General features: G+C 70.7%; 15 protein-coding genes. 1 reads left to right on the forward strand and 14 read right to left on the reverse strand.

Annotated features, from left to right (window positions below; all coding sequences use genetic code 11):
- Positions 1-6: 6 nt before the first annotated feature.
- From ABZT06_RS27325 to ABZT06_RS27385, 13 genes are read right to left on the reverse strand one after another with little or no spacing between them, the layout of a single operon-like run.
- Complete coding sequence (locus ABZT06_RS27325) at positions 7-291, reverse strand: gas vesicle protein K (RefSeq protein ID WP_057608230.1); 285 nt, start codon at positions 289-291, stop codon at positions 7-9.
- A complete protein-coding gene (locus tag ABZT06_RS27330) occupies positions 288-476 on the reverse strand; it encodes a gas vesicle protein (RefSeq protein WP_037706474.1) in 189 nt (62 codons plus the stop codon). The genes ABZT06_RS27325 and ABZT06_RS27330 overlap by 4 nt, the downstream gene beginning before the upstream one ends.
- The gene (locus tag ABZT06_RS27335; RefSeq protein WP_355746183.1) at positions 473-1,243 is read right to left on the reverse strand and encodes a GvpL/GvpF family gas vesicle protein; all 771 of its coding nucleotides are present in this window, start codon (positions 1,241-1,243) and stop codon (positions 473-475) included. The genes ABZT06_RS27330 and ABZT06_RS27335 overlap by 4 nt, the downstream gene beginning before the upstream one ends.
- Positions 1,240-1,578: a gas vesicle protein gene (locus tag ABZT06_RS27340; RefSeq protein ID WP_355746185.1), complete on the reverse strand. Its 339-nt coding sequence runs from the start codon at positions 1,576-1,578 to the stop codon at positions 1,240-1,242. The genes ABZT06_RS27335 and ABZT06_RS27340 overlap by 4 nt, the downstream gene beginning before the upstream one ends.
- Positions 1,575-2,720 carry an SRPBCC family protein gene (locus ABZT06_RS27345; RefSeq protein WP_355746188.1) on the reverse strand — a complete coding sequence of 382 codons (1,146 nt, stop codon included), beginning with the start codon at positions 2,718-2,720 and terminating at the stop codon, positions 1,575-1,577. Before ABZT06_RS27345 ends, ABZT06_RS27340 begins: the two co-directional genes overlap by 4 nt.
- Positions 2,720-3,484 (reverse strand): DNA primase, encoded by a 765-nt coding sequence (locus ABZT06_RS27350; RefSeq protein WP_355746191.1) that lies wholly within the window; start codon positions 3,482-3,484, stop codon positions 2,720-2,722. Before ABZT06_RS27350 ends, ABZT06_RS27345 begins: the two co-directional genes overlap by 1 nt.
- Positions 3,481-3,744, reverse strand: coding sequence for a gas vesicle protein GvpG (locus tag ABZT06_RS27355; RefSeq protein WP_355746194.1), 264 nt, complete (start codon positions 3,742-3,744; stop codon positions 3,481-3,483). The genes ABZT06_RS27350 and ABZT06_RS27355 overlap by 4 nt, the downstream gene beginning before the upstream one ends.
- A 6-nt stretch (positions 3,745-3,750) precedes the next feature.
- Entirely contained in the window at positions 3,751-4,521 is a 771-nt protein-coding gene (locus ABZT06_RS27360) for a GvpL/GvpF family gas vesicle protein (RefSeq protein WP_355746197.1), read from the reverse strand.
- Entirely contained in the window at positions 4,518-4,946 is a 429-nt protein-coding gene (locus ABZT06_RS27365; RefSeq protein WP_037706465.1) for a gas vesicle structural protein GvpA, read from the reverse strand. The genes ABZT06_RS27360 and ABZT06_RS27365 overlap by 4 nt, the downstream gene beginning before the upstream one ends.
- Before the next feature lie 58 nt (positions 4,947-5,004).
- Positions 5,005-5,373 (reverse strand): gas vesicle protein, encoded by a 369-nt coding sequence (locus tag ABZT06_RS27370; protein WP_355746201.1) that lies wholly within the window; start codon positions 5,371-5,373, stop codon positions 5,005-5,007.
- Positions 5,374-5,417: 44 nt separating this feature from the next.
- Positions 5,418-6,359, reverse strand: coding sequence for a non-homologous end-joining DNA ligase (gene ligD / locus ABZT06_RS27375; RefSeq protein ID WP_355746203.1), 942 nt, complete (start codon positions 6,357-6,359; stop codon positions 5,418-5,420).
- Positions 6,356-8,203: a transketolase gene (locus tag ABZT06_RS27380; RefSeq protein WP_355746206.1), complete on the reverse strand. Its 1,848-nt coding sequence runs from the start codon at positions 8,201-8,203 to the stop codon at positions 6,356-6,358. Before ABZT06_RS27380 ends, ligD begins: the two co-directional genes overlap by 4 nt.
- A complete protein-coding gene (locus ABZT06_RS27385) occupies positions 8,200-9,999 on the reverse strand; it encodes an FAD-dependent oxidoreductase (RefSeq protein WP_355746209.1) in 1,800 nt (599 codons plus the stop codon). The genes ABZT06_RS27380 and ABZT06_RS27385 overlap by 4 nt, the downstream gene beginning before the upstream one ends.
- Before the next feature lie 140 nt (positions 10,000-10,139).
- Between ABZT06_RS27385 and ABZT06_RS27390 the strand changes: the two genes are divergently transcribed.
- Positions 10,140-11,099: an LLM class F420-dependent oxidoreductase gene (locus ABZT06_RS27390; RefSeq protein WP_355746212.1), complete on the forward strand. Its 960-nt coding sequence runs from the start codon at positions 10,140-10,142 to the stop codon at positions 11,097-11,099.
- Between the two features lie 55 nt (positions 11,100-11,154).
- Here ABZT06_RS27390 and ABZT06_RS27395 read toward each other — a convergent pair whose 3' ends face one another.
- Positions 11,155-12,171: an SDR family oxidoreductase gene (locus tag ABZT06_RS27395; RefSeq protein ID WP_355746215.1), complete on the reverse strand. Its 1,017-nt coding sequence runs from the start codon at positions 12,169-12,171 to the stop codon at positions 11,155-11,157.
- Between the last annotated feature and the right edge of the window lie 26 nt (positions 12,172-12,197).

Consider the following 12,197-nt stretch of genomic DNA (forward strand, 5'->3'; position numbering starts at 1 on the left):
CGGAGATCACTCCCGGGGAAGCAGCGGTCCGAGCGGCCCGAGGTCCAGGTTCAGGTCCTCGGGCCGCAGTCCGTACCGCTCACGCAGTTCGGTCATACGGTCGTCGAGGAGCATGAGGGTGAGCCCGATCCGCTCCTCCTGCTCCTCGTTCAGGTCCCCCTCGTCGAACCGGCGCAGCGCCTGGCGCTCCATGAGCTGCCGCAGCAGCTCCACGACGGTCAGGACGAGCTTGACCAGGTCCCGCTCGACCGTGTCGGGCTCCAGGTCCAGCCGGTTGCGTCGGGCCGTCACAACAACTCCTCGAACGGTGAGGGAACTTGCGCGTTGACCGAGCTGATCAGCGCGTTCAGGTCGATGCGGACGAGGTCGACGTCCGCGATGCGCAGGGTGATGTCCCCCGTGATGACGACCCCGCCGGCCAGCAGCCGGTCGAGCAGGTCGACGAGGGCCACCTCGCGGCGTTCGATGACGGTCACGGCTGTTGTTCCTCCCCCGCGAAGGAATAGGCCGCCCAGGGCCCTGTGAGTTCGACCCGCATTCCCGGGACGTCATCCTTGGTGCGGTCCACCATTTCCACGAATTCCTCGGAATCGCTGCGCGGCACAAGATAGGCGGCATTCAGAACGTTCTGTCCTGAGGCCCCCGAAAGCGTGGGGTTCTGCGGGGCGTGCAGCCGTGCGTCCTCTGCATATCCGGAAAGCGTTTCGTGCAGCCGGGTCGCAAAGGCCTCCGCCTGCTGCCACATCTCCTCGCGGGAACGCACCCGCTGGCGCCGCTGCCGCAGATAGTCACGGCCCGAGGCCGGCTTCGCCGGCGTCTCGGCGGGCTCCGCGGGGGCCGGGCCCGCCGTCTCGGCGTAGACCTTGACGCCCCACTCCACCCGGTCCTGAAGCCGGTCGAGGGTGCGTCGGAAGCCCTCCTCGCGTTCCTCGATCATCACCCGGACCCCGCTGTCGTCGCGGAAGACGGTGCCGAGCCGCAGCGGCAGCGGGGTGGTGACGACGGTGAGCGCGTCGATCACGCTCTGGTGCGCGCGGACGGTCCCGGTCAGCCACTCCAGATCCTCCAGATGCCTGCGGAGCGGCTCTTCGGCGAAGTCCCGCTCCGGCACATGGCTGACGACGGCCACCAGACCGTGGTGGTGCAGCAGTCTGGGCGGATCACCGGCCACCCCGGCCAGTTGGGCCTGCAACGGGGTGCCGAAGGGGCGGCAGACGGCGTACACGTACCGCAGTCCGGTCATGAACTCTCCTCCTCGGCACGGCGGCTGGGCTCCAGCTCCTCCAGACGCGCGAGCCGCTCACGCAACTCGTTGTTCTCGCGGGTGAGTTCGTCACGGCGGGCGCGGGTGGACAACGCCGGGTCGTCCTCCCACCAGTCGATCCCCATCTCCTTGGCCTTGTCGACCGAGGCGACGATGAGCCGCAGTTTGATGGTGAGCAGCTCGATGTCGAGCAGGTTGATGCGGATGTCTCCCGCGATGACGATGCCTTTGTCCAGCACACGCTCCAGGATGTCGGCCAGGTTGGCGCCGCTCCCCTGACCGTAGGGATCCGGGAGCCGGCTGGGCATGCTCATCGTCGGCTCCCGCCCTCGGCGTGCTCGTACTCCTCTTCCTCTTCCTCTTCCTCGGGAACCTCTTCCTCGTCCTCGGGGGCCTCGTCCGCGGGTGCCTCGTCCTCGGCCTCCTCCTCGGGCTCCTCCTCGTCGTACTCCTCGTACTCGTCCTCGGGCTCGCCCTCTTCCTCGGGCTCCTCCTCGGTCTCGTCCTCGGCGTACGGGCCCTCCTGCTCGTCGTCTTCCTCGGTGTCCTCGGCGTCCTCGGACCCCTCGGCGCCCTCCGCCTCTTCCTCCTCCGCCACCGCGTCCTCGTGGCTCTTGACGACCTCGCCGTCCTCGATCTCGCCGCGCCAGCCGTCCTCCGCCTCTCCCTTGAGGGTGATGAAGCGGGCGAAGTTCTTGAGGTCCAGCCGGGCCCGGCGGCCCTGGGCGCGCCAGATGTTGCCCGTCTTCTCGAACAGGCCCTGCGGGTAGTACTCGATCACCAGCAGGACGCGGGTGAGGTTGTCGGCGAGCTTGTGGAAGGAGACGACGCCCTTGGTCGTGCCCTTGGCCCCCTCCGACGTCCACTGGATCCGGTCGTCGGGGATCTGCTCGGTGGTGGTGGCCTTCCAGTTGCGGTTGGACCAGAAGATCTTCATCTGCCAGTCGCTGTGGGTGTCGTCGGCGCGGTTCGCGCTCTTGACGCCCTTCGCGAAGGTGGAGAAGTCCTGGTACTGCGTCCACTGGTCGTAAGCCGTGCGCAGATCCACGCCGACGTCGATGAACTCGATGATCACCGTGGGCTTCTGGCCGGACCCGCGCTTGCGCTTGCCCTTGCCACCGCCGCCGAGGTTCTTGAAGGCGCCGACCACGCTGTCCTTGGCGCGGCCCGCTCCGACCTCCAGCGCGCTGCGCAGCGGGCCCTTGCCCTCGGCGAGCTTGCGGCCGCCGTCGAGGGCGAGCTTGGCGAAGCCCGGGCTGTTGCCCTCGGCGATGTCGTTCAGCTTGCCGGTGGTCTCGCCCAGCTTGCGGCCGACGCCGACCAGCATGCGCTGGGCCTGTGCGGCCACGTACTCCTGCAGCTCGGACTTGAGCCGATCGGCGGCCTCGCTGTGGGCCACGTCGGTGAGCGGGTTGTTCTTCGCCTTGTCGGTGGCGGATCCGAGGGTGTCGCTCATCACTCACCGCCTCCCTTCGGCAGCCGGGACCGGGTGCTCCGGCCGGCTCCCCTGGCCGCGGTCGTCTTCTTGGCGGCCGTCTTCTTCGCCGTGGTCTTCTTGGCCGCGGTCTTCTTGCCGGTCGTGCGGCCCTGGCTCTGTGCCGCCTTCTTGGCGGGCGGCTTCCGGCCCGGCTGCTTCTGCGCGGCCGTCTTCTTGGCGGGGGCCTTCTTCGCGGTCTTCTTCGCCGCGGCCGGAGCCTCGTCCTGCTCGTCCTCGGCCTCCTCGTCCTCTTCCGAGTCCTCGGCCTCGTCGTCGTCTTCCGAGTCCTCGGCCTCGTCCTCGTCCTCGTCCGAGGGCTCCTCGTCGGCCTCGGCCTCCGCGGTCCCAGTCTCCTCCTCCTCGGACTCCTCGTCCCCTTCGGACTCCTCGTCCTCGTCGTCGGAGAGCCCGGGCACCTCCGAGGCGACGCCCGAGAGCTGGTCGCGGACCTCGGCTGTACGGCCGTGCAGCCGGTCGGCGATCGCGTCGATCTGCCGCTCCACCATGGCTCCGGAGGCCGCCTTGCCGACGCCTCGCAGGTCCTCGCGGAGCGTGTCGCCTATCTCCTTGAACTGCGGGTTCTTCAGCAGTTGCTGGGAGACCAGTTCGGCCAGCGCCTTCGGCGTCAGATTCAGCCGCTTGCCGGCCACGACCGACCCGACGGCGAACGCCAGTTTCAGTTTCTTCGTACGTCCGAGGAGATATCCGGCCCCTACGGCGAGGCCCAGTCCCATTCGGTTCATCGTGTCGTCCCCTCGCCAGTCCCCGCGCCGCCGCGCAGGCCGATCTCCAGTCGTTCGAGGAGCTCGTCCTCCTGTCGGTCGAATTCCTCCTCGTCGATCTCGCCGGCCTCGAGTCGCTCCTCGAGCCGGGAAAGTTCGGCCCGGACCGCCGCCGGGTCGTAGTAGAGGCGCTCGGCTTCGTGCAGCACCTGTTTGATCGCCCAGGCGCTACCGCGTACCGGGGCGAACGGCAGCAGCAGCACCTCTCCGATGAGCCCCACGGCCGCTCACTCCTCCGCGTGGTCGATGCCGACCGTCGTGCCCGCGGGTTCGGCCGGGCCCGGGTCGACGAAGCTGTACGGCGGCAGCGGGCCGTTGACCCGCAGGTCGAGGTGCGGGTGGGCCTTGCGGAGCTCGTCCACCGCCTCCAGGAAGGACGCGGCCGAGTCGCGCTCCACGAGGAAGGACACGTTGGCGAGCCAGCCCGAGGACTCGGGGCCCACGCTGATCGCGTCGGCGACCGGTTCCAGGGCGCGCTGCACCTCGCCGGCGTCCTCGGACTCGCGGGCCTTGACCGCGGCCACGACCATCTCGCCGAGCCTGAGACGGTCGTCGTAACTGCCGCCGCCCGCCTTCCGGTTGGCTTCGGTCATGGCGCGGAGGTCCGGGTTGTCGGACATCACCCGGTGCAGTACGGCCTCTTCGTCGTGGGTGGCCTTGACGTTGTACTCGACCTTGCCGTCGAGGGTCCGCAGGCGCTCCTTGTAGTGCTCGGAGCGCTCCGCGAGCACCCCGGTGACGGTGCTGTCGTCGGGGGCCACGCTGCCGAACCGCATGGGCAGGATGCAGCCGTCCGCGCCCGCCTCGCTCAGCACGTTCTGGTGGGCGAGGAGGTCACGGCGCTTGGGCCGCAGCCCGTCGGGGGCGTCACTGACGATGGCCGCCAGGTCGCCCTCCGTCAGCACCCGCACTGTTTGTGCGGGGTCGCCGACTCCCACCAGGTCCTCGGGCACCGTGGGGTGGGAAGCGGCGGTGATGCCGTACACGTACGTGCTCACTCCTGCTCCTCCTTCCTGCGCGAAGCCGTGGACTTGCGGGCACGCGGCCTGGACTCGGTCTGGCCGTCCCCTTCACGTGCCTGCTTGAACGCGTCGGAGATGGTCTCGGCGGCGCCGGAGAGCGCGCCCTTGGACTTGCCGCGGGCGCCGGACTCGGTCATCTCGCCGACCAGGTCGGGCAGGCCGGGGTCCTTGCGCGGGCCGGCCTCCAGGTCCAGCCGGTTGCACGCTTCGGCGAAGCGCAGATACGTGTCGACGCTGGCCACCACGACCCGTACGTCGATCTTCAGGATTTCGATGCCGACCAGGGAGACCCGTACGAACGCGTCGATGACGAGACCCCTGTCGAGGACCAGTTCCAGAACGTCGTAGAGGCCGCTGGAGCCGCCTCCGCCACCGCCCTGTTGTGCCGGGACAACGGTCATGTCGACCGCGCCTCCTTCTCTGTGTGCTGGTGAACGAATGTCTGTGCGGCGGGTCGGCCTATCGGCCGCCCTGCCTTTGTGCGTCCGAGCGCCCGCGTTCGTAACGGCGAACGCGCCGATAGCCGGTGAGCTGTCCTTCCGGGTCGAGTTCGACCTGGTAGCTCGCCATCAGGCTCATCGTGTCGGGCACGCGGGTGAGCTCGAGAACCTCGATCTCGAGCGACCAGCCGTCCTCCGTCTGTTCGAAGGACGACACGTTCTCGGCGTCCATGCCGGTCAGCTCGGCGAGCTGGGTGCGCGCGTTGCGCAGCACCTCCATGGGCTTCGGCCGCCGGTTCTCCGCCACGTTCTCTTCCGTGTCCTCTTCTGTCCCTTTGCGGGAGTTCCGTGAATTCGGTGATTCGGATGAGTTGTTTGTGTTCGACATGGCACCTCTCACCTCGGGTGGCCGCTCGTTCCTTCGCCAAACCTTCAAGAGCGCATCAAGGCGTTCAACCTGCGCCGGGCGGGACCGAGAGCGCGCCCCTTCGCCATGACCCCGGCCCAGGGATCGGTGCGGGCCTGTTCGACCGCGTCGGCGATGGTCCAGCGACGGGCGTCCAGACCCGGATCGTCGAGCTGGGTCCAGGCCATCGGGGTGGCCACGGGGGCGCCGGGTTTCGCACGTACGGTGAAGGGCACGACGGCGGTCTGTGCGTAGCCGTTGCGCTGTACGTCGAGGTAGAGGCGGTCGCCGCGGTCCTTCTTGCGGGCGGCGGTGGTGAGCCGGTCGGGGTGGCCCGCGACCAGGGTGTCGGCGACGTCCTTGGCGAACCGGCGGACCTCGTCGAAGTCGTGCCGGCCGTTGAGGGGCACGATCACATGCAGGCCGCGTGAGCCGGTGGTCATCAGCGCGGAGGGCAGTTTCAGCTCGTCGAGCAGTTCCCCGAGCAGCCAGGCCGCCTCGTGCACCGCGGCGAAGTCGTCGTCGCCTGCCGGGTCGAGGTCGAAGACCATCCGGTCGGGCCGCTCCACGCTCCCGACCCGGGAGAGCCAGCGGTGCAGGGTGAGGGATGCCTGGTCGGCGAGGTAGAGGAGGGTGGCGGTGTCGTCACAGACGGTGTGGCAGACGGTGCCGCCCTCTTTCGGCACTTCGACCCGGCTGATCCACTCCGGGTAGGAGTCCGGGGTGTTCTTCTGCATGAACGTGGGGCCGGTGACACCGTCCGGATGCCGTTCCAGCATGAGCGGACGCCGTCGCAGGTGCGGCAGCATGAAGGGCGCGACGGAACGGTAGTAGTCGACGAGATCGCCCTTGGTGTACTCCTTGACGCCGCCGTCGCCGTCGCCGCCGGGGAAGAGCACCTTGTCCGGCCGGTGCACCTCGACGGTGCGCCTGCCCGCGCGTACGGTCCGTACGTCGTCGCCGGTCACGGCACGATCGCCTGCTCCACCAGCAGCCGTCCGGCGGCCGCGATCGACTCGGCGTCGATGCCCGCGGCGTGCAACTGCTCCTCGGGCGAGGCCGAGCCCGGCATCGTACGGACGGCGAGGCGCACCAGGCGCGGTACGGGCCGGCCGTCGGTGAAGGCGTCGAGGACGGCGTCGCCGAGGCCGCCCTCCTCGCGGTGGTCCTCCACGGTCAGCAGGCAGCCGGTGTCCTCGGCGGCCTGGCGCAGGGTGACCCGGTCGACGGGCTTGACCGAGTACAGGTCGACGACCCTGACCCGGATGCCCTCCTGGTCCAGCGCCTCGGCGGCCTTGAGCGCCTCATGCACGGTGACGCCCGCGGCGACGATCGTCATCCGGTCGCTCTGGGAGAAGCGCAGCACCTTGCTGCCGCCGACCGGGAAGTCCTCGTCGGGGCCGTAGATCACCGGGCTCTCGCCGCGGCCCGTGCGCAGATAGCGGATGCCCTTCAGGCCCGCCATGCGGGCGACCAGCTGGGCGGTCTGGTTGGCGTCGCACGGGTACAGCACGGTCGAGCCGTGGATCGCCCGCATCATCGCCAGGTCCTCCAGGCCCATCTGGCTGGGCCCGTCCTGTCCGATGGCGACGCCCGCGTGCGAGCCGACGAGGTTGAGGCCGGCCCCGCTGACGGAGGCCATGCGGACGAAGTCGTAGGCACGGGTGAGGAAGGCCGCGAAGGTTCCGGCGTACGGCACCCAGCCGCGCGCGGCGAGTCCCACGGCGGCCGCGACCATCTGCTGCTCGGCGATGTAGCACTCGAAGTAGCGGTCGGCGTGTTCCTTGGCGAAGTACTCGGTACGGGTCGAGTCGCCGACCTCGCCGTCCAGGGCGACGACGTCACCGCGTCCGGTGCCGAGGGCGGCGAGGGCCTGTCCGTAGGCGTCCCGGGTGGCCACTTCCTCACCGGCGTCCCAGCGGGGCAGTTCGAGGTGCCCGGCGCGGACGGCGTGCAGGATGCGGGCGGCCGGCGGCTCCTGCACCTGGACGCGGAGCTCGCGTACGCCGCCGAGCTCCCGGATCGCCTCGTCGGCGTCCTTCAGCGGCTTCCCGTGCAGTCCCTCGCGGTCCTCGACGTCGGCGACGCCCTTGCCCTTGAGGGTGCGGGCGAGGATCGCGGTGGGCTGGCCCTTGGTGGACTCGGCCTCGCCGTACGCGCGGTCGATGGCGTCCACGTCGTGCCCGTCGATCTCGACGGTGTGCCAGCCGAAGGCCTGGAAGCGGCGGGCGTAGGCGTCGAGGTCGTGGCCGTGCCGGGTGGGACCGCGCTGACCGAGCCGGTTGACGTCCACGATCGCGGTGAGGTTGTCGAGGTGCTCGTGGCCCGCGTGCTCGGCGGCCTCCCAGATCGAGCCCTCGGCGAGCTCGCTGTCGCCGCACAGCACCCACACGCGGTAGCCGGTGCGCTCCAGCCGCTTCCCGGAGAGCGCGATGCCGACGCCCACGGGCAGTCCCTGGCCGAGGGAGCCGGTGGCGGTCTCGACCCAGTCGAGCTTGCGCGGGGTGGGATGTCCTTCGAGGCGGCTGCCCTCCTTGCGGAAGGTCAGCAGCTCGTCGTCGTCGATGACACCGGCCGCCTTGTACGCGGAGTACAGCAGCGGCGAGGCGTGCCCCTTGGACAGCACGAAGCGGTCGTTGCCGGGGTGCGCGGGGCGGTCGAAGTCGTAGCGGAAGTGGTGCGCGAGGAGTACGGCCATCAGGTCGGCGGCGGACATCGAGGAGGTCGGGTGCCCGGAGCCCGCGGCGGCCGAGGCGCGCACACTGTCCACGCGCAACTGCTGCGCGAGTTCGACGAGTTCACCGGTGTTCATGAGTCTCCTTCCGCGGGGTCCGCGTCGGTGCGCTTGAGGTGCCCGGGGGCTCGCCCCGGCTCCCCGCCGGGCTCGTTCTTGGCGGGTACGGGCGCCGGCTGGCTCTTCGCGGGTTCGGGTCCGGGTTGGTTCTTCGCTGGCTCGGGGGCCGGCTGGCTCTTCCCGGACCCGGGCGCCGGCTGGCTCTTCGAGGGTTCGGAGGCGGGCTGACTCTTCGCGGGTTCACCGCCGGGCTGCTTCTTCGCCGGCTCGGGAGCCCTGTACTCGGGCGATGCCTGCTCGGGCGATGCCTGCTCGGGCGATGCCTGCTCGGCCGCCCCGCGGGCCTTCGCCTCCGCGATCACCGCCTCGCCCGCGCTCGCCACGACCTCCGGCTCCCGCGCAACGGATCGGCCGGTTGCGGGATCGGTCGTGTCCCATCCCGGCAGGGTCTCCTCCTCGGTCGCGGCGCCGGGGCCGGAGCGGGCTTCGGCCTCCTGGCGTGGCTGCGGCCGTCCGGGGACCCGTGCCAGTTCCGGCGAGGCCGTGTCCAGCGGTACCGACCAGGACCGTACGAGGCCCAACTGGACGGCCTGGCGCGGGAGTACGGCGTCCAGCAGCCAGTCGGCGGCGACCCGGACGCGGTTGCCCGGCATCGCCGCGAGGTGGTACCCCCGGGTGACGGCACCGGCCGCGAGGCCGGACAGCGGGACGCCCAGCGGGTTGGCGGCGGCCTTCACACCGCCGAGGTCCACGACGAAGCCCAGGTCCCGGTGCTCGTAGGGTCGGCGCACACCCGCTCCCAGCGAGGCGGCGACGTTGAGGGCCGCGGTACGGCCCTGCCGCCAGGCGTGCTGCGCCGTCATCGGCGTGTACTGCCCCGGGTTCTCCAGATCGGGCACCGCGGCCGCGTCACCGCACGCGAACACCTCGGGCCGTCCCGGCACTTGAAGGTTCGGGTCGACGAGCAGCCGGCCGCGTTCCATGGGCAGTCCGAGCGATTCGGCGAGCGGATCGGGCCGTACCCCCACGCACCACACCAGCGACCGCGTCTCGACGAACTCGCCGTCGCTCAGCAACACTCCGTCCGGCGTGGCCTCCTTCACGGAGGTGCCCATCCGCACCTCCACGCCCCGTTCCCTGAGCGTGCGGTCGGCGGTGCGGGACAGATGCGGGTCGAGTTCGGGCAGCACCCGCTCCGCGATGTCGAGGAGGAGCCAGCGCGGCCGCATGCCCTTCCGCAGCGGGTGCTTGCGCACCTGCGCGTCGGTGAACAGCTGCCCCTGCGCGGCGACCTCGGTGCCCGTGTAGCCCGCGCCGACCACGACGAAGGTGCACCGGGCGGCGCAGGTCGCGGGGTCGCCGGCGGCCGCGGCGAGTTCCACCTGCCGGGTCACGTGGTCGCGCAGGTACAGCGCCTCGGGAAGGCCCCGGAAGCCGTGTGCGTGCTCGGCGACGCCGGGGATGGGCAGCAACTTGTTGACGCTTCCGGCGGCCAGCACCAGCCGGTCGTAGCCGAGCGTGCCGGCGGTGCCCTCGGGGTCGGTGTAGTGGACGGTGCGCCCGTCGAGGTCGATGCCGTCGGCCTCGCCGAGCACCAGCCGCACCTGGGGCAGAGTGTCGGAGAGGGAGACGGTCACCCGTCGGGGTTCCAGGATCCCGGCCGCGACCTGGGGCAGCAGGGGCAGATACAGGAAGTAGTCGGTCGGGTTGAGCAGGGTGATGTCGGCCTTGCCGCGGGCTTTTCGGGACAGTTCCTTCGCCGTCCGGTACCCGGCGAAGCCGGCACCGACGATCACGATGCGGGGTCGACTCACGGTTCGCCTCCGGGGCTGTCGCGTACCTCGGGAGCCTTCCGCGTCCCCCTGGCCAGGGCGCCCAAACGCCGGTTTCCGAACGGGCCGCCGGGTACTCGGGCGGGGCCCCTCTCATCACGGAACCGCCGGAGGTACCCCCCATGCCCGAATACGGCTATTTCCTGTCGTGCGAGGAGTTCGGTCCCGCCGACCTCGTCGAACAGGCGCGCATGGCCGAGCAGGCGGGCTTCAGCTCGCTGTGGATCTCCGATCACTACCACCCGTGGAACGACGCGCAGGGCCAGAGCCCCTTCGTGTGGTCGGTGATCGGCGCGCTCTCGAAGGCGGTGTCCCTGCCGATCGAGACGGCCGTGACCTGCCCGACCGTGCGGATCCACCCGGCGGTGGTGGCGCAGGCCGCGGCGACGTCGGCCGTGATGACGAACGGCCGTTTCCGCCTGGGCGTCGGGTCCGGCGAGGCCCTGAACGAGCACGTCCTCGGCGATGCCTGGCCGCCCGCGCACATCCGGCTGGAGATGCTGGAGGAGTCGATCCAGGTGATGCGCCGCCTCTTCACGGGTGAGGAGGTCAACCACCACGGCACGCACTACACGGTGGAGAACGCCCGCCTGTACACGGTCCCCGACGAACCCGTCCCCATCGACATCTCCGGCTTCGGCCCGGCGGCCACGGCGCTCGCGTCCCGGGTCGGCGACGGCTTCATCACGATGATGCCCGACGAGTCGATGGTGGAGCAGTTCCGCAAGGGCGGCGGCGCCGGCAAGCCGGTCATCGGCGGTACGAAGGTCTGCTACGGCATCGACCGCGACGAGTGCGTCGCCACGGTCCGCAAGCTGTGGTTCAACCAGTTCCTGCCCGGCGAGATGGCCCAGATCCTGCCCTCGCCGCGTCATTTCGAGCAGCTTGAGCCGCTGGTCACCGAGGAGATGGTGAGCAAGCAGGCGGTGTGCGGGGACGACGTCGACGAGCATGTCTCCGCGCTGAGCGCGTTCGCCGACGCGGGCTTCGATCGGGTCTACGTCAACCAGATCGGCCCCGACCAGCGCGGCTTCTTCGACTTCTACCGCACGAAGGTGCTGCCGCAGCTCCAGCAGGGGTGAACGAGTACGGTCCTCCGCGCTCCAGGACCTGGCCCGTTCCCAGGTCCTGGAGCGCTCAGCCCCGGCGCCGCAGCCCGGAGGCCACCGCGACGCCCAGTCCACCGGCTGCGGCGGCCACGAGCCCCATGCCCATCCGGGCGCGGTTGCGGGAGACCCAGTCCTGCGGGCTCTTGGAGACGGCTTCCTCGTCGAAGCGCCCGTGTGCCCCGAAGTCCCGCCCGTGCGGCCCGTCCAGGGGCGCCCACAGGTTCCCGGGACCGCCGTGCTCCCCCTCTTCCTGCTGTGCCTCGAAGTTGGTGCGGGCGAGGTAGCGGTCCAGCACTCCCGGAGCGATCGCGTTGGCGAGGAGGGTGGCCGCCGTGGACCCGCCGACCCAGTACTCCCGCCGCCGCGCGTGGAAGGCCGCATGGACGACCGCGCGTGCGGCGACCTCCGGCTGGTACACCGGCGCCACCGGACGGGCTTTCCCGGGCATCCGGTTCAACACCCAGTCGAACTGGGGGGTGTTGACACCCGGCAGCTGCACCATCGTCGTCCGGACGCCGCTGCCCGAGTGGAGCAGCTCGCACCGCAGGGACTCGTTGAAGCCCTGGATGGCGTGCTTGGCCCCGCAGTACGCGGACTGCAGGGGGATGCCCCGGTAGGCCAGCGCGGACCCCACCTGCACGACGGTGCCGCGGTCCCGCGGCAGCATGTGGCGGAGGGCGGCCCGGGTGCCGGACACATAGCCCAGGTACGTCACTTCGGTGACCCGCCGGAACTCGTCCGCGGTGATCTCCGTGAACGGTGCGAAGACCCCGGTGAAGGCGTTGTTGACCCAGACGTCGATGTGCCCGAAGGCGTCGACGACCTGCTGGGCTGCGTCGTCCACGGCTTTGGGGTCGGCCATGTCGACGCTCACGACGAGCGCCTCACCGCCTGCCTGTTGCACGTCGTCGGCGGCGGCCGCCAGGCCCTCGAGGCCCCGGGCCAGCAGGGCGACCCGGGCCCCGCGTTCGGCGAAGGCCCGGGCGGTGGCCCGTCCCACGCCGCCGCTGGCCCCGGTCACCACGACGACTTTGCCGACCTTCACGCGTGCTTCCTTCCATGCGTCGCGCA

This window comes from Streptomyces sp. NPDC005483, from assembly GCF_040606035.1.
Lineage (GTDB): Bacteria > Actinomycetota > Actinomycetes > Streptomycetales > Streptomycetaceae > Streptomyces.